At 72.6% G+C, this 23,767-nt stretch carries 18 protein-coding genes and 1 tRNA gene; 16 read left to right on the top strand and 3 right to left on the bottom strand.

What is annotated here, in order from left to right:
* Positions 1 to 61: 61 nt before the first annotated feature.
* The 9 genes from GCU56_RS16710 (at position 62) to GCU56_RS16670 (ending at position 10,401) form a co-directional block, all read left to right on the top strand.
* Complete coding sequence (locus GCU56_RS16710; protein ID WP_163482871.1) at positions 62 to 1,477, top strand: glycine--tRNA ligase; 1,416 nt, start codon at positions 62 to 64, stop codon at positions 1,475 to 1,477.
* A 101-nt stretch (positions 1,478 to 1,578) separates the two neighbouring features.
* Positions 1,579 to 2,739, top strand: a complete 1,161-nt coding sequence (dusB, locus tag GCU56_RS16705) for a tRNA dihydrouridine synthase DusB (protein ID WP_163482870.1) — start codon at positions 1,579 to 1,581, stop codon at positions 2,737 to 2,739.
* Entirely contained in the window at positions 2,736 to 3,191 is a 456-nt protein-coding gene (locus GCU56_RS16700) for an Rv0361 family membrane protein (protein WP_163482869.1), read from the top strand. Before dusB ends, GCU56_RS16700 begins: the two co-directional genes overlap by 4 nt.
* Positions 3,192 to 3,272: 81 nt before the next feature.
* Positions 3,273 to 3,758 carry a hypothetical protein gene (locus tag GCU56_RS16695; protein WP_163482868.1) on the top strand — a complete coding sequence of 162 codons (486 nt, stop codon included), beginning with the start codon at positions 3,273 to 3,275 and terminating at the stop codon, positions 3,756 to 3,758.
* Positions 3,759 to 3,997: 239 nt separating this feature from the next.
* Positions 3,998 to 6,706 (top strand): pyruvate, phosphate dikinase, encoded by a 2,709-nt coding sequence (ppdK, locus tag GCU56_RS16690; RefSeq protein ID WP_163482867.1) that lies wholly within the window; start codon positions 3,998 to 4,000, stop codon positions 6,704 to 6,706.
* Positions 6,707 to 6,796: 90 nt separating this feature from the next.
* Positions 6,797 to 7,426 (top strand): ElyC/SanA/YdcF family protein, encoded by a 630-nt coding sequence (locus GCU56_RS16685; protein WP_163482866.1) that lies wholly within the window; start codon positions 6,797 to 6,799, stop codon positions 7,424 to 7,426.
* A gap of 13 nt (positions 7,427 to 7,439) precedes the next feature.
* Positions 7,440 to 7,949: a hypothetical protein gene (locus GCU56_RS16680; protein WP_163482865.1), complete on the top strand. Its 510-nt coding sequence runs from the start codon at positions 7,440 to 7,442 to the stop codon at positions 7,947 to 7,949.
* Positions 7,949 to 9,832 (top strand): DNA primase, encoded by a 1,884-nt coding sequence (gene dnaG / locus GCU56_RS16675; protein ID WP_163482864.1) that lies wholly within the window; start codon positions 7,949 to 7,951, stop codon positions 9,830 to 9,832. The genes GCU56_RS16680 and dnaG overlap by 1 nt, the downstream gene beginning before the upstream one ends.
* Positions 9,829 to 10,401 (top strand): hypothetical protein, encoded by a 573-nt coding sequence (locus GCU56_RS16670; protein WP_163482863.1) that lies wholly within the window; start codon positions 9,829 to 9,831, stop codon positions 10,399 to 10,401. The genes dnaG and GCU56_RS16670 overlap by 4 nt, the downstream gene beginning before the upstream one ends.
* 8 nt (positions 10,402 to 10,409) lie before the next feature.
* On the opposite strand, the gene GCU56_RS24110 is transcribed toward GCU56_RS16670, so the two are convergent.
* Positions 10,410 to 10,697 carry a hypothetical protein gene (locus GCU56_RS24110; protein ID WP_239522400.1) on the bottom strand — a complete coding sequence of 96 codons (288 nt, stop codon included), beginning with the start codon at positions 10,695 to 10,697 and terminating at the stop codon, positions 10,410 to 10,412.
* Positions 10,698 to 10,836: 139 nt separating this feature from the next.
* On the opposite strand from GCU56_RS24110, the gene GCU56_RS16660 reads away from it, so the two are divergent.
* A tRNA-Asn gene (locus GCU56_RS16660) sits at positions 10,837 to 10,909 on the top strand.
* Between the two features lie 531 nt (positions 10,910 to 11,440).
* Positions 11,441 to 13,633, top strand: a complete 2,193-nt coding sequence (locus tag GCU56_RS16655) for a diguanylate cyclase domain-containing protein (protein ID WP_163482862.1) — start codon at positions 11,441 to 11,443, stop codon at positions 13,631 to 13,633.
* 328 nt (positions 13,634 to 13,961) lie between these two features.
* Here the strand turns inward: GCU56_RS16655 and GCU56_RS16650 are convergent, their stop codons facing one another.
* Positions 13,962 to 15,305, bottom strand: coding sequence for a DUF2254 domain-containing protein (locus GCU56_RS16650; RefSeq protein ID WP_163482861.1), 1,344 nt, complete (start codon positions 15,303 to 15,305; stop codon positions 13,962 to 13,964).
* A 575-nt stretch (positions 15,306 to 15,880) separates the two neighbouring features.
* On the opposite strand from GCU56_RS16650, the gene GCU56_RS25510 reads away from it, so the two are divergent.
* From GCU56_RS25510 to GCU56_RS16635, 3 genes are all read left to right on the top strand, one after another.
* Positions 15,881 to 16,075, top strand: a complete 195-nt coding sequence (locus GCU56_RS25510) for a hypothetical protein (protein WP_163482897.1) — start codon at positions 15,881 to 15,883, stop codon at positions 16,073 to 16,075.
* 36 nt (positions 16,076 to 16,111) lie between these two features.
* Entirely contained in the window at positions 16,112 to 17,878 is a 1,767-nt protein-coding gene (locus GCU56_RS16640) for a glycoside hydrolase family 15 protein (protein WP_163482860.1), read from the top strand.
* Positions 17,879 to 18,189: 311 nt separating this feature from the next.
* Positions 18,190 to 19,569, top strand: coding sequence for a VWA domain-containing protein (locus GCU56_RS16635; RefSeq protein WP_163482859.1), 1,380 nt, complete (start codon positions 18,190 to 18,192; stop codon positions 19,567 to 19,569).
* 254 nt (positions 19,570 to 19,823) lie between these two features.
* Here GCU56_RS16635 and GCU56_RS16630 read toward each other — a convergent pair whose 3' ends face one another.
* Entirely contained in the window at positions 19,824 to 20,819 is a 996-nt protein-coding gene (locus GCU56_RS16630; RefSeq protein WP_163482858.1) for an ABC transporter substrate-binding protein, read from the bottom strand.
* 214 nt (positions 20,820 to 21,033) lie between these two features.
* On the opposite strand from GCU56_RS16630, the gene GCU56_RS16625 reads away from it, so the two are divergent.
* Together GCU56_RS16625 and GCU56_RS16620 are read left to right on the top strand one after the other, a co-directional pair.
* Entirely contained in the window at positions 21,034 to 22,701 is a 1,668-nt protein-coding gene (locus tag GCU56_RS16625; protein WP_204332237.1) for a thiamine pyrophosphate-binding protein, read from the top strand.
* 208 nt (positions 22,702 to 22,909) lie between these two features.
* A complete protein-coding gene (locus tag GCU56_RS16620) occupies positions 22,910 to 23,623 on the top strand; it encodes a helix-turn-helix transcriptional regulator (protein WP_163482856.1) in 714 nt (237 codons plus the stop codon).
* Positions 23,624 to 23,767: the final 144 nt, after the last annotated feature.

Here is a 23,767-nt window from a genome sequence, read left to right as displayed (position 1 = left end):
GAGGACTCCGCCAACTACCGTGGGTGGGTCAACCGCCGACCGCCAGCCGGATGGAGCTCCCGTGGCCACCCCCACGAACACCAGCACCGCCAAGCACGACCCCGCCCGTCTCGACAAGGTGGTCAACCTCTGCAAGCGCCGGGGGTTCGTGTTCCCCTCCGGTGAGATCTACGGCGGCACGCGCTCCGCCTGGGACTACGGGCCCCTGGGCGTCGAGCTCAAGGAGAACATCAAGAAGCAGTGGTGGCGGACCGTCGTCCAGAGCCGGGACGACATCGTCGGACTGGACTCCTCGGTCATCCTCCCGCGCCAGACCTGGGTGGCCTCGGGCCACGTCGGCGTCTTCACCGACCCGCTGACGGAGTGCCAGAGCTGCCACAAGCGGTTCCGCGCCGACCACCTGGAAGAGGACTTCGAGTCGCGCAAGGGCCGGGCGCCGGAGAACGGCCTGGCCGACATCTCCTGCCCCAACTGCGGCACCAAGGGCGCGTGGACCGAACCCCGCGACTTCAACATGATGCTCAAGACCCACCTCGGCCCGGTCGAGGACGAGTCCGGCCTGCACTACCTGCGCCCGGAGACCGCGCAGGGCATCTTCGTGAACTTCGCCAACGTCATGGGCGCGGCGCGCAAGAAGCCGCCGTTCGGCATCGGCCAGATCGGCAAGTCCTTCCGCAACGAGATCACCCCGGGCAACTTCATCTTCCGGACCCGTGAGTTCGAGCAGATGGAGATGGAGTTCTTCGTCGAGCCCGGCACCGACGAGGAGTGGCACCAGTACTGGATCGACGAGCGCACCCGCTGGTACACCGACCTGGGCATCTCCCCGGACAACCTGCGGCACTTCGAGCACCCGAAGGAGAAGCTGTCCCACTACTCGACGCGCACCGTCGACATCGAGTACCGGTTCGGCTTCACCGGCTCGGAGTGGGGCGAGCTCGAGGGCATCGCCAACCGCACCGACTTCGACCTGCGGACCCACTCGGAGCACTCCGGCGTCGACCTCAGCTACTTCGACCAGGCCAGCAACAGCCGGTGGACGCCGTACGTCATCGAGCCGGCCGCCGGCCTCACCCGGTCGCTGATGGCGTTCCTGGTCGAGGCCTACACCGAGGACGAGGCACCCAACGCCAAGGGCGGCGTCGACACCCGGACGGTGCTCCGGCTCGACCCGCGGCTGGCGCCGGTGAAGGCCGCCGTCCTGCCGCTGTCGCGCAACGCCGACCTCTCGCCGAAGGCCCGCGACCTGGCCGCGACGCTCCGGAAGAGCTGGAACGTCGACTTCGACGACGCCGGGGCGATCGGCCGCCGGTACCGGCGCCAGGACGAGGTCGGGACGCCGTTCTGCCTCACCGTCGACTTCGACACCCTCGAGGACGACGCGGTGACCGTGCGGGAGCGGGACTCGATGAGCCAGGAGCGGATCGGGCTGGACCAGGTCGAGGGCTACCTCAAGGCCAAGCTCCCCGTCTGCTAGTGGTAGCGGGGTGTGACCTGACCATCGGCCCCGCTGCCGGGGCCCGCCGCGAGCGTGCGAGCGGTGAGGGGCAGCGGGGTCCTTCTCCTACCCTGGACGGCATGACCAGCGTGCTCGAGCCGACGACGGCCGCCCTGCCGCCGCTCGAGCTCGGCGCGCTGGCCGTCGACCCTGCCGTCGTGCTCGCGCCCATGGCCGGCATCACCAACCCGGCCTTCCGGACGCTGTGCCGCGAGTTCGGGGCAGGCCTCTACGTCTGCGAGATGATCACGACGCGGGCTCTGGTGGAGCGCAACGAGAAGACGCTGGAGATGGTCCGCGCGACTCCGGGCGAGAAGGACGCGTTCTCCGTCCAGCTCTACGGCGTCGACCCGGCGACCGTCGGCCGGGCGGTCGAGATGCTGGTCGACGAGGGCGTGGCCGGCACCCGGCCGGCGCACGTCGACCTGAACTTCGGCTGCCCGGTACCCAAGGTCACCCGCAAGGGCGGCGGCTCGGCCCTGCCGTGGCGACGGGTGCTGTTCCGCGACATCGTGCGGTCGGCGGTCCGCGCGGCCGGTGACGTCCCGGTCACGGTGAAGACCCGCATCGGCATCGACGCCGACCACGTCACCTACCTCGACGCCGGCCGGACGGCGCAGGACGAGGGCGCCGCCGCGATCACCCTGCACGGGCGCACCGCCGACCAGCTCTACAGCGGCACCGCCGACTGGTCGCACATCACCCGGCTGGTCGAGGCCGTCGACATCCCCGTGCTCGGCAACGGCGACATCTGGGAGGCCGACGACGCACTGCGCATGGTCGCCGAGACCGGCTGCGCGGGCGTCGTCATCGGGCGGGGCTGCCTGGGCCGGCCGTGGCTGTTCGGCGACCTGGCCGCCGCCTTCGCCGGGACGCCACGACGGGCCCTGCCCACCCTGCGGGAGGTCGCCGCCGTCATGCACCGGCACGCCACCCTGCTGTCGGAGGACCAGGGCGAGCTGCACGGCTGCACCGACTTCCGCAAGCACGTCGCCTGGTACCTCAAGGGCTTCTCGGTCGGCTCCGACGTCCGCCGCGCGCTGGCCATGGTCAGCGGCCTCGACGAGCTCGCCGAGCTGCTCGCCGGCATCCCCGACCAGCCCTACCCGGTCGCCGTCCTCGGGGCGCCGCGCGGGCGCACCACCCCGCCGCGCCCGGTGGCCCTGCCCGAGGGCTGGCTCGCCGACCGGGACGATCCCCGGCCGCCGGCCGGGGCCGAGCTGATGGTGAGCGGCGGATGAGCGACACCCCGGGGCCCTACCTCTACGACGACGACCCGACGCCGCTGCACACCGGCACGCCGCGGTCCCGGCAGGGCCTGCTGCTGGCGATCCTCGGCGGCACGGTCGCCGTCGCCGTCGGGATGGCCGTGGGGCTCCCGCTGGTCAAGGGCAGTGCCGACGAGCAGGCGCGGCAGGTCACCGGCGTCTTCCTCGACGCGCTCGGCCAGGACGACCTGCAGACGGCCCACGAGCTGCTCTGCGAGGAGCAGCGGGCCGACGTCGCAGCGGATCAGGTGGCCGCCCGGTACGCGCCGACCGGCCGTGGCGAGGTGACCGCCACGGCCGCCGGCGAGGTCGACGGCGATCCCGTCCAGCGGGTCACGGTCACCTGGACCGACGGGAGCACGAGCGTCCTGACCGTGGTCAGCGAGGACGGCCCGCGGGTCTGCGGAACCGCTCCCGGCGCCTGAGCGGGGGACCTCCGGCCCTGTCGGTGCTGCTCACGCGGCGCCCACGCTGACGGAGCAGTACCGGTCGCCCCGGGAGGTCCCATGGCGCCGTCAGTCTCCTCCGCAGGAGAGATCCAGCAGAGCGGTGGCGGCCGGTCGCCGTCCCCGCGTCACCGGCGGACGGCCCTCGTCGGGGGGCTGGCGGTGGCCGCGGCCGGCGTCCTCGCCGCGGTCGTGGGCAGCGGCCAGGGGACGCCGTCCCCGCCGGTGGCCTTCGCCGAGGACTGGATCACGGCCTGGAACGACCGCGACGCCCAGACCGTCTCGCAGATGACGTGCCACTACCTGCCGGCGTTCACCGCCGCGAGCACCGTCCAGTTGCACCTCGACCGCGTCCCCGCCGACCGACCGGTCGTGGACCAGCACGCCATCATGGGCACCGAACCCGGCACGGCGTACGGACGGGAGGTCGTCGAGGTGCTCGTGACCTACGTTCGTGGAGGGGACGACGAGGCCCGGAACGCGCGGGTGTCGGTGCGGGTGCGCGATGACGGCGACCTGTGCATCGGTCGGTTCTCGGCCTGGTGACCGGAGGCCGGTGTCCTCCTTCCGGCGGAGCGTCGGCAGCCCCCGCTGTGGGTGAGGGACGCGTCACACCTGTCTGGCGGACCCCGTCCCGGTGGGACAGGATCCCGGTCTAGGTCCCGACAGGACGTATCAGACGTCTACCGCCGACGGTGGCGTCACGCGTCGGGGCCGTGTCCGCCGGGGGATCGATCGGCTGCCCCGGCGGGGAGCTGGCCGGTGGACGAGCACGGAGGTGCACGGTGGGCGGAACCGGGGCGAGGACCTGGGTCTACGACTTCAGCGAGGGCAGCAAGGACCAGAGGGACCTGCTGGGCGGGAAGGGCGCGAACCTCGCGGAGATGACCAACCTCGGGCTGCCGGTGCCGCCCGGGTTCACCATCACCACCGATGCCTGCCGCTACTACTTGGAGCACGGCAGCACCCCGCCGGAGCTGGCCGACCAGGTGACCGAGCACCTGCGCACGCTGGAGCAGGCGATGGGCAAGACCCTCGGGGACGCCGACGACCCGCTGCTCGTGTCGGTGCGCTCCGGAGCCGCGGCGTCCATGCCGGGGATGATGGAGACGGTCCTCAACGTGGGCCTCAACGACGACTCGGTGCAGGGGCTGGCACGGCAGTCGGGCAGCGAGCGCTTCGCGTGGGACTCCTACCGCCGGCTGATCCAGATGTTCGGCAAGACGGTGCTCGGCATCGACGGCGAGCTGTTCGAGCACGCCCTCGACGAGGTCAAGGCCGAGCAGGGCACCGAGCTCGACCTCGACCTGGACGCCGGGCACCTGGCCGACGTCGTCCGCCGGTTCAAGGCCATCGTCGCCGAGCAGTGCGGCCGCGACTTCCCGATGGACCCGCGTGAGCAGATGGACATGGCGATCAACGCCGTCTTCGACTCGTGGAACTCCGACCGGGCGGTCATCTACCGCCGCCGGGAGCGCATCCCCAGTGACGCCGGCACCGCGGTCAACGTCTGCGCCATGGTCTTCGGCAACCTGGGGGAGGACTCCGGCACCGGGGTGGCGTTCACCCGCGACCCGGGCAGCGGGGCGCAGGGCGTGTACGGCGACTACCTGCAGAACGCGCAGGGCGAGGACGTCGTGGCCGGCATCCGCAACACCGTGCCGCTCGCCGACCTCGAGGCCATCGACCGGAGCGCCTACGAGGAGCTCATGCAGACGATGTCCCGGCTGGAGTCGCACTACCGCGACCTCTGCGACATCGAGTTCACCATCGAGCGCAACAAGCTCTGGATGCTGCAGACCCGCGTGGGCAAGCGCACCGCCGGGGCCGCGTTCGTCATCGCCACCCAGCTGGTCGACGAGGGCCTCATCGACATGGACGAGGCCGTCCGCCGGGTGACCGGAGACCAGCTCGCCCAGCTGATGTTCCCGCGGTTCGTCTCCGGCGGGGACGCCCAGCAGCTCACCCAGGGCATGAACGCCTCGCCCGGTGCCGCCGTCGGCAAGGCGGTCTTCTCCTCGGAGGAGGCCGTCGCGTGGGAGAAGCGCGGCGAGGCCGTCGTCCTGGTCCGTCGCGAGACCAACCCTGACGACCTCTCCGGCATGATCGCCGCGCAGGGCGTGCTGACCAGCCGGGGCGGCAAGACCTCGCACGCCGCCGTCGTCGCCCGCGGCATGGGCAAGACCTGCGTCTGCGGCGCCGAGGAGCTGCAGGTCGACACCAAGAACAGGCAGTTCACCGCGCCGGACGGCACGGTCGTCCGCGAGGGCGACGTCATCTCCATCGACGGGTCCACCGGCAAGGTGTGGCTGGGCGAGGTGCCGGTCGAGCCGTCGTCGGTGGTCCGCTACTTCGAGGGCGAGCTCGACCCGGACGCCGAGGACGCCGACGACCTCGTCCGCAGCGTGCACCGGATCCTCGCCCACGCCGACGAGGTGCGGCGGCTGGGCGTGCGCACCAACGCCGACACCCCGGAGGACTCGGCACGGGCGCGGCGGTTCGGCGCCGAGGGCATCGGGCTGTGCCGGACCGAGCACATGTTCCTCGGTGACCGGCGCCAGCTGGTGGAGAAGCTGATCCTCGCCGAGGGCGACGACGAGCGGCAGGCCGCCCTCGACGCCCTGGAGCCGCTGCAGAAGCAGGACTTCCTGGAGATCTTCGAGGCGATGGACGGCCTGCCGGTGACCGTCCGGCTGCTCGACCCGCCGCTGCACGAGTTCCTCCCCGACCTGACCGAGCTGTCGGTACGGGTGGCGGTCGCCGAGGCCAAGGGCCACGCGGACGAGGGCACGCTGCGGTTGCTGACCGCCGTCCGCCGGCTGCACGAGTCCAATCCGATGCTGGGGCTGCGCGGGGTCCGGCTGGGCCTGGTGGTCCCCGGCCTGTTCGCGATGCAGGTGCGGGCCATCGCCGAGGCGGCGTCGGAGTGCCGGGAGGCCGGCGGCGACCCGCGGCCGGAGATCATGATCCCGCTGGTCGGCGCGGTGCAGGAGCTCGAAGCGATCCGGGAGGAGTCCGAGCAGGTCCTGGCCGACGTGTGCGAGAGCCACGGCGTGGACGTCCGCGCCCTGATCGGCACCATGATCGAGGTGCCCCGCGCGGCGCTGACCGCGGACGAGATCGCCCCGTCGGCGGAGTTCTTCTCCTTCGGCACCAACGACCTCACCCAGATGACCTGGGGTTTCTCCCGCGACGACGTCGAGGCGGCGTTCTTCCACGCCTACCTGGACAAGGGCATCTTCGGCGTCTCGCCGTTCGAGTCCCTCGACCGCGAGGGCGTCGGCCGGCTGGTCGAGATCGCCGTCGAGGGCGGCCGCCGGGCCCGGCCGGAGCTCAAGCTCGGGGTCTGCGGCGAGCACGGCGGCGACCCCGACTCCGTGCACTTCTTCCACGCCGTCGGGCTGGACTACGTCTCCTGCTCGCCGTTCCGCGTGCCGGTCGCCCGGCTGGAGGCCGCCCGCGCCGCGCTGGGAGGCGAGCGCGCCGGCTCCTGAACGAGTGCCCCGGTGCCCCCCACGACTCGCAGGCTCGCCGCGGGTCCCTGCACCGGGTCCGCCCACGGTGGCGCGTGGTACCCATGACGCGTGGGGGTGCGGATCGGGAGCCTGGTGGGCCGGGTCGTCGGCGCGCTCGTGCTGGCGTTCGTCCTGCTGGTCGGCTCGACCGCGGCGGCGATCTGGTGGACGGCGCGGCAGGACGCCCGGCCGGTGTCGGACGCGATCGTCGTGCTCGGGTCGGCGCAGTACAACGGCGTCCCGTCGTCGATCTTCGAGGCCCGGCTGGAGCACGCCCTTCGCCTGTACGAGGCCGGTGTCGCGCCGGTCGTCGTGACGGTGGGTGGCAAGGCCGCCGGTGACCAGTTCACGGAGGCCGAGGCCGGGCGGGACTACCTGGGCGAGGCCGGGGTGCCGGCCGACGCGCTGCTCGCCGTCGAGCACGGCGTGGACACCCTGGAGAGCATGCGCGCGGTGTCGGCCGCCTTCGACGAGCGCGGCTGGGTCTCCGCCGTCCTGGTGACCGACCCGTGGCACGCCATGCGCGCCGAGCGGATGGCCGAGGACGCCGGGATCACCGCCGACAGCTCCCCCACCCGGCAGGGGCCGGCGGTGCAGACCCGGACGACGCAGTTCCGGTACATCCTCCGCGAGACGGCGGCCTACCTGCTCTACCGCGTGACCGGCGAGAGCGTCGCCGGCGCACCCGGGATCGGCTGACCGAGGAGGATCCGTGCTGGAACTGGGCAAGGCCGGCTCGGCCGGCACAGCGAAGGGCGAGCTGCCGGTGCTGCGCGACGGTGCCGTCGTGGCGGTCCTGCGCGCGTCGAGCTGGAAGGAGGCGGCCACGGCCGTCGTCGGCGACCGCGAGTGGGTGCTGGCCAAGCGCAAGCGGGCACTGACCGGCCGCTGGGCGAGCGAGCCGGAGGACGCCGTCCGGCTGTCGGCCCGGCAGACGTCGTTCTGGAAGGGCACGTGGGAGGTCGACCTGGCCGGCACCCTCCTGCACGCCGAGGTGGTCTCCCGCTGGAAGGGCGGGTACCGGTACCTCGACGGGAAGCGGGTGGTCGCCGAGACGGGCACGACCGGCGGCTGGTCACCGCGCCCGACCCTGACCGCCGACGACGCGCTGTCGCTGGACCACCAGGTCTTCCTGCTCTGGCTGGCATTGGTCATGAGCCGCCGCGACGAGGCGGCCACCACCGCCGCGGTCACCGGCGGAGCCGTGGCAGGAGGCAGCTGATGGCCGGACGAGGCCGGATCCGCGCCGCTGACATCGCCCTGGTCCGCGAGCGGTCGAAGATCGACGACATCGTCGGCGAGCACCTGCAGCTCAAGCGGGCCGGCGGTGGCAGCCTCAAGGGCCTGTGCCCGTTCCACGACGAGAAGTCGCCGTCGTTCCAGGTGACCCCGACGAGGAACCTCTTCCACTGTTTCGGGTGCGGGGTGGGTGGCGACGTCATCTCCTTCGTGCAGCAGATCGACCACCTGTCCTTCACCGAGGCCGTCGAGCTGCTGGCCGGGCGGGCCAACGTCGAGCTGCACTACGAGGACGACGGCGGCCGCCCGACCGGTGCCCCCGACCGCGCGCAGGCCGGCCAGCGGGCCCGGCTGGTCGCGGCCAACACCGCCGCCGCGGCCTTCTACGCCGAGCAACTGGGCACCCCCGACGCCGCACCGGCGCGGCAGTTCCTCGCCGACCGCGGCTTCGACCGGCAGGTGGCCCTCGACTTCGGCTGCGGCTTCGCCCCCGGCGGCTGGGACGGGCTCACCCGTCACCTGCGCGCGCAGGGCTTCACCCAGGCTGAGCTGGTCACCGGCGGCCTGGCCAAGGAGTCCTCCCGGGGCACCCTGATCGACCGGTTCCACCGGCGGCTGGTGTGGCCGATCCGCGACATCACCGGCGACGTCATCGGCTTCGGCGCGCGCAAGCTGATGGACGACGACCCGGGCCCGAAGTACCTCAACACACCGGAGACCCCGCTCTACAAGAAGAGCACCGTCCTCTACGGCGTCGACCGGGCCAAGCGCGACATCGCCCGCCGCCACCAGGCCGTCGTCGTCGAGGGCTACACCGACGTCATGGCCTGTCACCTCGCCGGGGTGACCACCGCCGTGGCGTCCTGCGGCACGGCGTTCGGGGCGGAGCACATCGGAGTGCTCCGCCGGTTGCTGATGGACCAGGACGAGTTCCGCGGCGAGGTCATCTACACCTTCGACGGGGACGCCGCGGGCCAGGCCGCGGCGATGAAGACCTTCGCCGAGGACCAGCGGTTCGTCGGCCAGACCTTCGTCGCCGTCGAGCCCGACGGCCGGGACCCGTGCGAGCTGCGGCAGGCGCACGGGGACGCGGCCGTGCGCGACCTGGTGGCCCGCCGGACGCCGCTGATCGCGTTCGTCCTGAAGACGACGCTGGCCGGCTACGACCTCGACACCGTCGAGGGCCGGGTCGCCGCGCTGGAGAAGACCGTGCCGCTGGTCGCGCAGATCAAGGACCAGGCGCTGCGGCCCGCCTACGCCCGCCAGCTGGCCGGGATGATCGGCAACACCGACGAGACCGAGGTGCAGGAGCGGGTCCGCCGGCTGACCGGCGAGGGGAACACCCCCCAACGGTCCAGGCCCCGGGCGACGACGCGGACGCCGGACGACGCGGCGGTGACCGTCGAGCGGGAGGCGGTGAAGGCGGCGCTGCAGGTGCCCGAGCTCGCCGGGCCCTCGTTCGACGCCATCCCGGTCGAGGCCTACACCGACCCGGACCACGCCGCGGTGGCCGCGGCGGTCGCGGGCGCCGGGGGAGCGGCGGCCACCCGCGTCACCGGACCGGCCTGGCTGGACGAGGTCGCCGCGCACTGCTCCAGCGACTCCGCCCGGGCCTCGCTGACCGCCCTGGCCGTGGAGCCGCTGCGCTCGGCGGCCGAGGCCGACGCCGGCTACGTCGCCGCGGTGCTGGCCCGGCTGGAGGAGATGCACACGGTGCGCCGGGTGGCCGCGCTCAAGGGGAAGCTGCAGCGGATGAACCCGGTCGAGTCCGCCGACGAGTACATGCGGGCCTTCGGCCAGCTGATGGCGCTCGAGCAGCAGGCCATCTCGCTGCGCCAGCGGGCGATGGGCGGGCTGGCCCGGTGACCCTGGTCGAGCGCGTCCGCCGGCGGTTCGCCCGGCCGCCGGAGCGGGTCCACGCCGTGGTCGCCGCGTCGCCCGACGCCGATGAGCGGGTCCTCGCATGGGGGGAGCTGGTGCGCGACGGGGGCTGGCTGGTCGCCACCTCGCGCGGGCTGCGGCAGGTGCCGGCGGAGCCCGACGCGTCGGACGGCGGCGTCCTGCCGTGGCACGAGGTGGCCTCGGCCCGCTGGACCGCGACCGGTGACGGGGGCGGCCGGTTCGAGGTCATCCGGCTCACCGAGGTCGAGCCCGGCGTCCAGGCACGGCTGCCGGTCGAGCGGCACGTGCTCGCCGACTCCGGTGACCTGCCGGCCGTCGTCCGCCGACGGGTCGACCAGACGGTGGTGGCCAGCCGGCGGTCGCCGCTGCCCGGGAGCGGTGGGGTCCTGCTCGTCGCCCGGCGGGTGCCCGGCCAGGCCGCGCGCGAGTGGACCGTCGTCTTCGACGACGATGCCGACCGCACCGACCCGGCCGCCCGCGAGGCCGCGCGCCAGAAGCTGGCGGAGGCGGTCGCGGGCGACCGGCCGGACTGACCCGGGTCCTACCCGGCCATGGGCGGCGGGGCGCCGCCGCTGGCGGGCTTGACCGAGACGCTGCCCGCCGAGCTCGAGCCGCCGCCCGACGACGACGTGTCGATGCCCATGCGCGCCTTCACGGAGTTCACGACGCCGTCCGCCCGGGCCTGGGCCATACCGGCCACGCCCTGGAACTGCGGGTTGTCCTTGGCGTTCTCCCACGCCTTCTTGATCTGCTCGTAACGCTCCTGCCCGGCCTTGGCACCGAGCACGTACCCGGCACCGAAGCCGGCGAGGAAGGACAGCTTCGCCACGGGGGACCTCCAGCTGTTGCGAGGGAAAGGGATGATCACGGTAACCGGGTGGACCGGGCCGCGCGACGTGGAGGAGCCTCCGCGGGACGCCGGGAGCCGTGGGGTACCCTCGTCGAGGCGCGCGGGTCCGTCCCGCCGGTCCCCCGTAGCTCAATTGGCAGAGCATGCGACTGTTAATCGCAGGGTTATTGGTTCGAGTCCAATCGGGGGAGCACAACCGCAGGTCAGCGTTCGGTGTCGGGTATGAGTTCTCGGGCTGGCCATGGAGAACCCCTGATGCGGGTCGCCGTGTCAGCTGGTCCCGGACGTCCGGACACCGGACGGACTCTGGGAGCTGAGGCCCGCCGCCGCCGAAGGCTGCGCCACACCGATGTGCCCGTTGACGACGACGCTCGGCAGGGTCGGCGAGCACGTCCACCAGGGTCGCGTCGTGCGCTCCGCTCGATGAGCCGCACCCCGCGGCCCACCCCTGGTCGCGGCGCACGTACGCCTCGAGGGGGGCACGGGTCGTCCGTTGCTCGGCTGTCGTCACCGAGCCCGACGAACTCCAGGCATCGCTGCGAGACGGTGGCACGGCTGCGCCTCGCGGGTGCTGACCGGGACCGCGACCACGCTGAGCGGGTCCGGACGTGCACCCTCGACGGCCGGCTGAGCCTGCGGGGCGGCACGAGCGCAGCATCGGAGGCCGTGGGAGGCTGCTGGAGGTGACGCCGCCCGATGCTCCAGGGTGGGCGGTGCACTCGGTGTACCAACCCATCGTCGACCTCCGGGACGGGGCGCTGGTGGCCGTCGAGGCACTGTCCCGGGGCGAGCCAGGGCCGCGGGAGTCGGCCAGAGACCTCTTCGCCGCCGCGAGGGAGTCCGGGAGCGTCGTCCAACTCGACGAGGCGTGTCTCCGGGCCGCACTGCGGGGTGCTGGGCACAGCTCCGAGGCTGTCACCGTGTTCGTCAACATCGAGCCCGCCACCCTGTCGGCACTGACCCCTGGGCGGCTGGCCGAGCTGGCGGAGCTCACGGCAGAGAACGTGCGCGTCGTGCTGGAGGTCACCGAGCGCGACTTGCTGGAGCGACCCGCCGAACTCGTGCGCGGCATCCGCGGGGTCCGCGACCTCGGCTGGGGCGTCGCCCTGGACGACGTCGGCGCGGACCCCAAGGGACTGGCGCTGATGTCCTTCCTCCGACCCGACGTCATCAAGCTCGATCTCGCCCTGGTCCGCGGGCACACCACCCTGCGGGCAGCCGCCGTGGTCAACGCGGTCCGCGCGGAGGCCGAGCGGTCCGGCGCGGTCCTGCTCGCCGAGGGCATCGAGAACGAGCAGCAGCTCGAGCGCGCACTGGCCATGGGCGCTCGACTGGGGCAGGGCTGGATGTTCGGACGTCCCGGTCGGCTGGTGGTCACCGGCATGTCCGCGCTGGCCATCCCGCCACCGCCTCCGGCCATCGTCCCCGGCTCCGCGGCAGCGGCGCACACTCCGTACGACCTGATCAGCGCAACCGTCACCGGTCAGCGCGGCACCCTGGCGCTGGTCGCCTCGATGACCCGACAGCTGGAACGCCAGGCGCTGCTGCTGGACGAGCAGACGGTCGTGCTGGCGAACTTCCAGCACGCGGATGCGATGACGCCGGCGACCCGCCGCCGGTACGAGACGCTGGCGGGGGTCTCGGCACTGACGGCGGTCACCGGGGCGGGAATGCCCGATGAACCCGCGCCCGGGGTCCACGGCACGGCCCTGGCGGCCGACGACCCGCTTGCCGCGCAGTGGGTGGTCGCCATCGTCAGCCCACACTTCGCCGCCGCGCTGGCTGCTCGCGACGTTCCAGCCGACGAGGGCCCCTCCCCGTCATCGGCGGCGGGCCCGGTGGGGCACGGGGGTCGCCGGCTGGACTACGTGCTGACCTACGACCGGCAACGGGTGCTGCACGCCGCGGGCCTGTTGCTCGACAGGGTGCGCCCGAAGCCCGACGGCCCGGCTGCGAAGCCGACGCCAGCAGCGATCAGGGCGACCCCGGATGCCCCGCGGTTGACGGCAGGTGACCTGCCTGAGCTGCTGTGGCGGGCCATCGCGACCGCGAGCAACGGCATCGTCATCGCGGATGCGTCGGGGCCCGACCTCCCGTTGGTCTACGCCAACGCGGCGTTCCTGCGCATGACCGGCTACGACGAAGCCGAGGTCCTCGGCCGGAACTGCCGCTTCCTCCAGGGCCCGGCCACCGACCCCAGCCAGGTCCAGCCGATCCGCCGCCGGATCCTCGCCGGCAACGACGTCCACACCGTCCTGCTCAACTACCGGCGCGACGGCTCGGCCTTCTGGAACGAGTTGCACATCAGCCCGGTCATGAATGCTTCCGGCGAAGTCACTCACTACATCGGCAACCAGCTCGACGTCACGGCGCGGATCGACCGCGAGCGACGCACCACCTACCTCGCGCACCACGACCAGCTCACCGCCCTGCCCAACCGGGCGCACATCCTCGAGCACCTCCAGCTGGAGCTGAGGCGGGCCCGTCGGAGCGGCACGAGCGTCGCCGCCCTCATGCTGGACCTGAACGGGTTCAAAGCCATCAACGACCGCCTCGGCCATGCCGCAGGCGACTCGGCCCTCACCTGGGCCGCCCGCCGCCTCCGATCGGCGGTTCGCGCCGGTGACCTCCTCGGACGGCTCGGCGGCGACGAGTTCCTCGTCGTGCTCGCCGGACTGCCTCCGGCAGAAGCGACGGCGACAGTGCTCGGTGGATCCCCCACCGCCGAGGAGACCGTCCGTCGGGTCCAGGAGCACCTCCACGCCGCCCTCGACCACCCACTCCAGCTGGCCGACGCCACGATCCACCTCAGTGCCAGCTCCGGCGCCGCACTCTTTCCTCGTGACGCCGACGAGCCGACCGATCTGATCGCACGCGCCGACGCCGCCATGTATCGCCAGAAGACCGGGAGCTGAGAAGTCGGCGTCCGGTCCGTCACCCCACCGAACCCCTCGTGCCCGTCCATGCGACGGCCCGTGGGCGCCGGAGATCACCGTGTCCTGGCGCCGACCGCATCGAGACCCTCCACGGCATGGGCTACCGCCTCGCCGAGGCTTGAGCGCGGTGCAACGCACCACAGCCCCCTGCGGGAGAGGCGGCGGGGGCTGTGCGCGGAGGTCAGTCATGGTCGGGCCTGTCCGCGCTGGCCGTGACGGCGCTGGAGCTGGCCCCTCCGGCTTCTGGACACGGGACCGAGATGAGACCTCTCCCATCCGTCGAGCGGGTGCGCACGGGGGCGATCCGTCAGGTCGGCGGCGGCCACCGTCCGGCCAGTGCGTCTGTCAGCTGCTGTCGCCATGCACCTGTCTCGGCTGCGTCCACGTCGGTGGACTCCTCCGCGAGGCAGACGACCCGCTCCATGTACCGGCGGATCACCTCGTCGAGCGATCCTCCGGGCGCTCGCCATGCCAGTTCCCGGAGGAGGCGGGCGAGGCGGCGGAGCACAGCCGGCTGGCCCTCGCCGAAGTGAAGCGGCTCCTCCAACCCCAGCCGGACGAGGGAATGGACGTCCCACTGCGGAAGGACCAGACGCACGACGCCGTCCTCGTCACGGAAGGGGACGGGCCGCAGGGGATGCGTCGCGAGCTCACCGAGCAGGGCGGAGACGTGGGACAGCGCGTGCACCGCCGTCGTCGGGTCGTTCGTCCCGGGGGAGAGCGCACGGACGGCGATGTCGACGACCTTGCGGAGGCTGTAGGCGACATCCCGGTGCGGCGTGCGCTCGTACTCCAGTTGCACGTCACGGTCGAGGGACTGTTGCACGGCGTCGAGGTCGACCACCGCACCGGGCGGGCACGGCCAGACGTGGGCGACCGGAGTGCCGGCGACGACGGAGTCGCCGATCCGCGGTTCCAGGACGACGGTGGCACCAGCGGTCGCGGCAGCAGCGGCGATCCGGTCGCCGTCCACGTCCGTCACGAAGCCGCTCCTCCGCGCGCACACCGCAGTGGAGGGCTCGGAGGAGACGCTGATCCCGCGAGCACCCGAGTCGTCCCCGTCGGCCGGCAGAGCCCGGCCGAAGGTGGCACGAGCCTCGTCGGAGACATCGCGGAGCATGGTCTCCACGCGCAGGGAGCGGGCCAGGTGGCCCAGGAACAGCACCAGGCCGACGACGCTCATGAGGGTGAGGACGAACCCCGCGGTGACCGACAGCCGCGGCACGAACGTGGGTCCGGCCGACTCCTCGGTCCGTACCGTCCGCAGCACCGTGAGGGCGTAGACGAACGTGCCGACGAGCAGAGCCAGGGTGGTCTGCACGACCCTGTCCGTGACGAAGGTCTGCAACAGGCGGGGCGAGTGCTGACTGCTGCTCAGTTGCAGGGCCACCACTGTGAACGAGAACGTCAGACCGGTGACCGAGATGAGGGAGCCAGCGATCGAGGTCAGCACGTCCCTGGCAGCGGATGGGCCACCGCCGAAGACCAGGGTCAGCGGGTGCTCCCCGCCCGGCTGTTCCAGCACCTGGTCCAGCGCCGGGAGGCCGATGCCCAGGCCGATGGCCAGCACGATGGCCAACACCGGGAGAGGCCACAGGGAGCTGCGCAGCCGGGCCCAGACGTAGGCTCCGCCGCGGCCGAGGCGGTCCATGCCCCTCAGTCAGGCACGGCGACCCGACCGCCGCCGCGCGACGACCGGAATCGTCACGAGGTCGTGACACGCTGACCGACGGTATGGCGACGCACGGCCATCAGGTCGTCGACGATCGCGAGGGTGAGGCGGAGGAAGCTCGGGTGAGCAGATCCCGGCGGGCGGAGCGCCGGCACCGGGCGGGGCGAGCAGCGCCGCGACGGCGAGCAGGCCGACCGTGCCGGGAACGTCGGACGGCTCGGCGGGAACGGCGTTGACGTCGGCGAACGGTCGGCTGCTGCGGACCGAACGGCGCAGACGACCCCGTCAGACCCCACGGGCTGAGAGACAGCCACGACAGCGCCGGCATGCCGTTGTCCATCACGAGGTGGCATCGGGCGCCCCCAGCACGGAGTCGCAGCCACCCTCGTCGTGTCGCCGCCTGACTCCGGGTAGCGGAGCATCGGGGCAGCCGATCACCACGTCAACCGGCTGCCGGCGGTAGCCCGACGGATGGAGGACGACCTGCGCGCGCTGACCGTCATCCCTGGGGTCGCCGATCCGGTGGCCGTTGTCGACGTGGGGGACCCAGTGCCCTGCCCGGTGCCCTCGTCGTCGGAGCGGTCAACACCGACCTCGACCACTACGCGCAGGCCGCGCAGGCGCTCGCCGCCGCCGATCTCCGGTGGCTGCAGGAGCTGATCTCCCGCCGGCTCCCGCTGGACTCCTTCCGCGAAGCGTTCCGGCCGGAGGACGACGACATCGAGGTGGTCCTCGAACTGACCGCCTGACCACCGACGACGACTGCCAGGAAGCGAGGTGCGGCCATGCCCGGCCGGATCGAGGACTACGGGCTGATCGGGGACCTGCAGACCGCGGCCCTCGTGGGGCGAGATGGGTCGATCGACTGGCTGTGCCTGCCCCGCTTCGACTCCGCTGCCTGCTTCGCCGCTCTGCTGGGGGACGAGTCGGCCGGCCGGTGGCTGCTCGCACCGGCCACCGGCGGGGTCTGCACGCGACGCCGGTACCGCGGGGACTCGCTCATCCTGGAGACCGAGTGGGACACCGCAACCGGAACCGTCCGGGTGCTCGACCTGATGCCTCCTCGCGGGGAGGCGGCCGACGTCGTCCGCATCGTCGAAGGCGTGTCCGGCCGGGTGCCGATGCGCACGGAGCTGGTCCTGCGCTTCGACTACGGCCACCTGCTCCCGTGGGTGCGCCGGGTCGACGGCGACCTCGCCGCGGTGGCCGGCCCGGACGCCGTCTGGCTGCGCACCCCGGTCAGCCTCCAGGGTCACGAGCTGGCCACCCACGGCGAGTTCGAGGTGGCCGCAGGGGAGCGGGTGCCCTTCGTGCTCACCCACCACGCCTCACACCTGCCGCGGCCGGTGCCGGTCGACGCGGACCATGCCCTCGAGGGGACGGAGTCCTTCTGGGCCGAGTGGATGAGCCACTGCACGTACGAGGGGGAGTGGGGGGACGCCGTCCGCCGGTCGCTGCTCACCCTCAAGGCGCTGACCTACGCCCCGACCGGTGGGATCGTCGCGGCCGCGACCACGTCGCTGCCCGAGCAGCTCGGCGGCTCGCGCAACTGGGACTACCGGTTCTGCTGGCTGCGCGACGCCACGTTCACGCTGCAGTCCCTGCTCGGCACCGGGTACACCGCCGAGGCGCACGCCTGGCGGGAGTGGTTGCTGCGGGCGGTGGCCGGCGACGCCAAGGACCTGCGCATCATGTACGCGCTGGACGGGTCCCGCCGGATCCCGGAGTACGAGCTGCCGTGGCTGCCCGGCTACGAGGGGTCCGCGCCGGTTCGGGTCGGCAACGCCGCAGCCGCCCAGTTCCAGCTCGACGTGTGGGGGGAGGTCCTCGACGGGCTGCACCTGTCCCGGGAGGCGGGGCTGGCGAGCACCGAGGACCACTGGCAGCTGCAGAAGGAGCTGATGGACTACCTGGAGGGCGCGTGGGACCAGGCTGACAACAGCCTCTGGGAGGTCCGCGGCCCGCGCCGTCCCTTCGTCCACTCGAAGGTCATGGCGTGGGCGGGCGTTGACCGCGCCGTGCGCGCGGTCGAGGACCACGGGCTCGACGGCCCGGTCGACCGCTGGCGGAGTCTGCGTCAGGAGATCCACGACGAGGTCTGCACCAAGGGGTTCGACACCGACCGCGGGACCTTCACCCAGTTCTACGGCTCCTCCGGCCTGGACGCCGCGCTGCTGCTCATCCCGCGGGTCGGGTTCCTCGGCTGGGGCGACCCCCGGGTCGCCGGCACGGTGGACGCCGTCCAGCGGGAGCTCGCCGAGGACGGGTTGCTGCTGCGCTACCGGGTGGAGGCCGACGGAGGCGTCGACGGCCTGCCCGGCGACGAGGGCACCTTCCTGATCTGCAGCTTCTGGCTGGTGGAGGCGCTGCACGGCATCGGCCGGACCGCGGAGGCCAGGCGGCTCTTCGAACGACTGCTGGGCCTTCGCAGCGACCTCGGGCTGCTCGCCGAGGAGTACGACACGACCACCGGACGCCAGCTCGGCAACACCCCCCAGGCGTTCAGCCACGTCGGCCTGGTCAACGCCGCCCGGCACCTGAGTGGCACGTGACCCGCGACGCGGTCCGGGGAAGCTGGCTGACAGCCCTGGGCTGGTCGTCCCGCAGGACGGCGGCGACGTGGGCCCGGGCGAGCAGTTCGGCGTAGCTGGCGGTGAAGTCGTCAGCCTCGCCGCCCCGATCCCGTCCCGTGGAGGTCGGGGGTCGTGCGGCGTCATCCACAGCTGTTGGCGCATGCGGCCTTCCGGCGGGGGCCATCGGCAGTGCCGAGGCCGCGGATCGTCGGACGCGACGTCACAGGCGTGACATCTCCGCTGACCGCGTTGCCCGGTGGTCAATGACCGGCTGGGACAGACTTGCTGCCATGACGGAGCTGGTGCCGGGGGCGAACTGCGCTGTGCCGGCCGGCGCACTCGAGGTCACGCTGGAGTGGCGTCCCGGGCCGGGGGTCCCCGACGTGGACGTCTCCGGCGTGCTGCTCACTGCCGCGGGCCGGGTACGCAGTGACGCCGACTTCGTCTTCTACAACCAGCCCGAGCACCCGAGCGGCGCTGTCCACCACGAGGGCAAGCGAACCGGTCTCGTGGCCAGGGACACGATCCGGGTCCAGCTGCCGGCGTTGGAGACCGCGATCGATCGGGTGATGATCGCTGCTTCGGCAGACGGCGGCACGTTCGGGCAGGTTCCCGGCCTCAGGCTCTCGGTGCGGACGGCGACCGGTGTGCCGGTGACGACGTTCACGATGACGGCGGCTTCGGAGACGGCGATGGTCGCCGGGGAGCTGTATCGCAGGGCCGGGCAGTGGAAGCTGCGTGCGATCGGACAGGGTTACGACTCCGGCCTGGAAGGGCTCGCCCGCGACTTCGGGGTCAGCGTCGATGAGCCCGTGTCCGCATCTCTCGCGACCGGGCAGCCGGCCTCCCCACGACCAGATCCGCCCCCGGTGGCGTCTGCGCCATCGGGGGCAGCGGCTGTGCGACTGAGCAAGGGGGAGGAGCGGCTACCGGTCGACATGCGCAAACGGCTGTCGCTGCGCAAGCAACAGGTCGCGATCAGCCTCACCAAGCACGGCGCCCCTGACGCCGTAGCGCGGGTGATCCTGGTGCTCGACGCATCCGGGTCCATGTCGAGGCTCTACGACAAGGGCACGGTAACGAACGTCGTCGAGCGGATGGCCGCGGTCGCCGCCCAACTCGATGACGACGGCCAGATGCAGGCGTGGACCTTCGCGACGAACTGTGCGCAGCTCCCGGACCTGCACATCGGTGAGCTGCCCGAGTGGCTCGAGCTGCACGTCCGCGTGGGCGCGATGGGGTTCGGCCGGAAACGGCCGGCGAAGGGACTGCGTCCCGGTCAGCTCGACATGCGCCAGATCGGGATCCAGAACGAGGAACACAAGGTCATCGCGGAGGTGCGCGCGTTCGTCCGTGCGCATCCGAGCGCCGCACCCACGCTGGTCCTGTTCTTCTCCGACGGCGGTGTCTACCGCAACGCGGCCATCGAGGCGGAGCTGCGCGCCGCGGTGGACGACCCCGTCTTCTGGCAGTTCGTCGGCTTGGGCAGGCGGGGCAAGTACGGAGTGCTGGAGGCCTTGGACGAGATGTCCGGGCGGCGGGTCGACAACGTCGGGTTCTTCGCGGTCGATGACATCGACGACGTCGCGGACTCGGTGCTCTACGACCGGTTGCTCGGCGAGTTCCCGTCGTGGCTGCGTGCCGCGCGTGCCGCCGGAGTCCTCCCGTAGCGCATCCTGCGGAGGACGTCACCGGCGTGGTGGCGCTCCTGGTGGCCATCGATGTCGTTCGCCGCGTCGCGCCGGACAGAGGTCGTCACCACTGGTCCTGTCCACACGAGGCGCGCCCCACGAGACGGTGTCAGCCGCCTCGTGCACGGGGGAGGACGTGGACAGCCACCTCGACCCTCTGTGCGTCGGCGACGACCGGTTGCGGGCTCGTCGCTCCGCGCCGGGGGCGTGACCCCCGGCGCGGCAGGTCGTGGTCACTCGCCGCAGATCAGCTCATCGGCTGAGGGCGCATCGGCGGCCACGCCGAACTGCTCGACGAATCCGAGCTGCTCGTCGATGGCCTCCTCGTCGAGCTCGGAGGTGAACACGGGCAGGCGGATCCGGTCGGCCAGCTCCGGCGGGATCTGGGTGTAGGTGGGGATGATCTCCCGCACGGCGGCGGGGTTCTCCCGGGCGTGGTCCAGTGACCGGTTCATGGCCGTGGTGAAGCGCTCGACCACGTCGGTGTTGCCCTCGTAGTACTGCTGGCTCGTGGAGTAGGAGCCGTTGGGGTACTCCGGGGCGAGCGAGGACTGCGGCGCCATCACCACCTTGCCGCCGGCGTCGAGGACCTGCGTCACGAAGGGCTCGGCGGTGAAGCCGGCGTCGATGCGGCCGGCCGCGATCGCGGCGGGCACCTCCGGGAAGGGGACCTCGAGGAGCTCGATGGACTGCGGGTCCACGCCGTCCTTCTCCAGCGCGGCCTTGATCATGATCTCCGCGACGGTGCCCAGGGCGTTGACGCCGATGGTCTTGCCCGGGAGGTCCTGCGGGCCGTTGATCGGGCTGTCGCCGCCGGCGACCATGACCTGCCAGTCGTCCTCGGGGGTCGTGCCGGCGGCATCGCTGGCGGTGAGCACGCAGACCGGCACGTTCTGGCTGGCCGCGACGCCCGCGGAGATGTAGCCGATGAAGCCGAAGTCGAAGTCCCCGGACACGAGCCCGACGACGATCTCCTGGCCGGTGCCGAGCGTCGTCGGCTCGATGGTGAGGCCCTCCTCCTCGAAGAAGCCCTCCTGGATGCCGAGGTACATGGCCGCCGCGTTCGCCGTCGGCAGGGTCCCGACGTTGATGGTCGTCGGCGCGCCGGTGTCACCGCCACCACCACCGCTGTCTGCGTCGTCGCCGCCACAGGCCGTCGCCGTCAGCGCCACGACGGCGAGCCCGCCGACCACGTTCCGGGCCCGTGCACACCGCGGACCGAGCCTCATCTGTTCTCCTCCATGATGGCGGGCGTAGGGCACGCGATCTGGCCGTCTGCGGTCGCAGGGAGCCGGCGCCGATCACGTGCCACTGTGATGACGGGCACTATGTATGCTGCTACATACATTGGTCAAGGGACGACAGTGGGTCGACTCCGGTCGGTCACCACGTCGGCCGGCTCGCCGACGCTCCAGCAGCGCACGAGGACACGAGGAGACGGTCGTGGGGGACGCGGAGCAGTCGGGAACGGTGCCGGCGTACGAGGCCGTCGCGGCCACACTGGCGGGTCTGGGGGTCGACACGGCCTTCGGCCTCCTCGGGTCTGGCAACTTCCACATCGCCGAGCGCCTCGTGAGCAGGCACGGTGTCACCCACCACGCGGCCCGCCACGAGACTGCGGTCGTGGTCATGGCAGACGCCTGGGCGAGGGTCACGGGCCGGATGGGTGTCTGCTCCGTGCACCAGGGGCCGGGTCTGACGAACGCCCTCACCGGGCTCGTCGAGGCCGTTCGCGCCCGCACGCCGATGCTCGTCATCGCCGGTGAGGTGGCCACGACGGCGACGCATGCCAACCAGCGGTTCGGCTCCGAGGCGCTGGCCACCGCGGCCGGTGCCGGCGTCGTCCGGGTCGAGCGGGGGGCGACGGCGGTGCGCGAGACGCTGCGGGCCTGGCGTCAGGCTGCTGCTGAGCGACGTCCGGTGCTGCTGGCGCTGCCCGTCGACGTCCAGGTGGAGCGCTGCGAGCTGCCGCCGAGCGTGGATGAGGGCGTTCCGCCGGCCGGCCCGCCGGCAGCTGACGCCCTCGGTCGAGCGGCCGCTCTCCTGGCCTCCGCGCAGCGGCCGCTCGTGCTCGGCGGACTCGGGGCGGTCCGCGCTGACGCCGGTCCGGCGCTGAGGCGGTTGGCCGATCGAACCGGCGCCCTGCTCGCGACGACGGCCCAGGCCCACGGGCTGTTCGCGGACGACCCCTGGTCCGTCGGTCTGTGCGGTGGCTTCGCCTCCCCCCGGGTGCGCGGGCTGCTGAGCCAGGCCGACCTCGTGCTCGCGTTCGGCGCCAGCCTGAACCACTGGACGACCGGCCACGGCGAGGCGATCCATCGTGCGACGCCCGTGGTGCAGTGCGACGTCGACCCGGCGGCCTTCGGTCGTCACCGGCCCGCCGCCGCGGTCGTCCTCGGGGACGCCCGCACGACGGCCGAGGCCTTGCTGCAGGTCGTCCCGGAGCCGTCCTCGCCCGGTGGCTTCCGGGCGGACGCCTCCCTCCTCCCGCTGGCGGCCTCGCCGGGATGGGACCAGTCGCCGGGGGTCCCCGGCGACCACGTGCACCCGGGGGCCCTGATGGAGGCGCTCGAGCAGCTGCTGCCGCCTCAGCGGGCGATCGCCCCGGACAGCGGGCACTTCATCTGGTACGCCATGCGTCACCTCACCGTCCCGGATGCGTCGGCGTTCGTCTTCACCCAGAGCTTCCAGTCCGTCGGGCTGGGCCTCGCAACGGCACTCGGTGCCTCCATCGCCCGGCCGGACCGGCTGACCGTGGCGGTCGTCGGGGACGGCGGCGCCGCCATGTCGCTCGGGGAGCTGGACACGGTCTCGCGGAGCGGGAGACCCCTGCTGGTGGTGGTGATGGACGACGGGGCCTACGGAGCCGAGGTCCACCACTTCGGCCCCGAGGGAGAGCCCGTCGACCTCGTGCAGTTCGGTACCCGCGACTTCGCCGGGATCGCGGCGGCCCTGGGGATCCCGGCCCAGACCGTGCGCTCCGTCCAGGACCTCGAGGGCTCGTTCGCCCGCTGGCTCGGGCGACCGTCCGGGCCGTTCCTCCTGGACTGCAAGATCGACCCCACCGTGCGCTCCGAGCAGGCGGATCTCGCGCTTCGCGGCGGGGGCTGAACGGCGGGCGCCGGCGTCCACTTGGCCGGTGAGGGCCCTGCTGCTGGTCTGCTGGACCAGCCCCCGAGCAGGGGGCGGAACAGGTGGGCCCAGCTCTCGGGAGGCGCGGGTGTGGGCGCCGCCCGCACGGATGTGAGGCGAGGGTGACCCGCGCACCCGCAGCTACGCTGGTCCCGGGTCATCGGTGGTCGGTCTGGAAGGGGGCGCGGTGCACCTGCGACTGGCGTTGCTCGCGCTGTTGACGGCCAAGCCGATGACCGGCTTCGACGTCATGCGGCAGTTCGACGTCTCCGTGGGCTACATCTGGCACGCGCCGCACACGCAGATCTACCCCGAGCTGCGCCGGCTCGAGGCGGCTGGACTGGTCGAGGGCGAGGAGATCGCCCGGGGTGCGCGGGGCAAGAAGACGCTGTACACCATCACCGAGGCGGGCAAGCAGCAGCTGCGGGAGTGGCTCAACACCGTCGAGGAGCCGCGCCGGGACCGTGACCCCTATCGGCTGCGGGCCTCGTACTTCGAATGGGCCGAGCCCGAGGCCGCGTACGCGCAACTGGAGGCGCACGAACGCCACTTCACCGAGGCGACCGCCGTCTACGAGCGAGCCCGCGACGGCATCCTGGCGCGCGACAACCCGCTGCTGAAGGCGCGCCTGGAGCACATTCCTCCGGAGGAGCACGAGGCCGCGGTCGCGTTCAAGGCGTACGCCTACGCCGGCATGATCCTGCGCGCTCGCGGTGAGGCGGCCTGGGCGCGGGAGGGGATGGACCTCCTCGAGCGGCTGCACCCGCGACTCGCGGCCGCCCATGCGCCCGGGCCCGAGACCGGTGGGAGCGCCACGGGTCCTGCGGGGGACGAGGGCCGGAACAGCGCCGATCCCGACGGTCACGCTGCGCTGGCGGTCGGCGGGTCGCCACAGCTCTGATCGCCCTGACCGTCCCGCCGAGTGTCCCGGCGCGCCCCGCACGCTGATCCGCAGCCCGAACCGACCTGTGGCCGCGGACGGTCCGAGCAGGCGGTGCAGGGGCGCGTCGCTGCAGGCGCCGGCCGGCCGGATGGGGGACCGGAG

It is taken from the genome of Geodermatophilus sabuli (assembly GCF_010686765.1).
GTDB lineage: Bacteria > Actinomycetota > Actinomycetes > Mycobacteriales > Geodermatophilaceae > Geodermatophilus > Geodermatophilus sabuli_A.
This window is presented reverse-complemented; position numbering and strand designations above follow the sequence as displayed.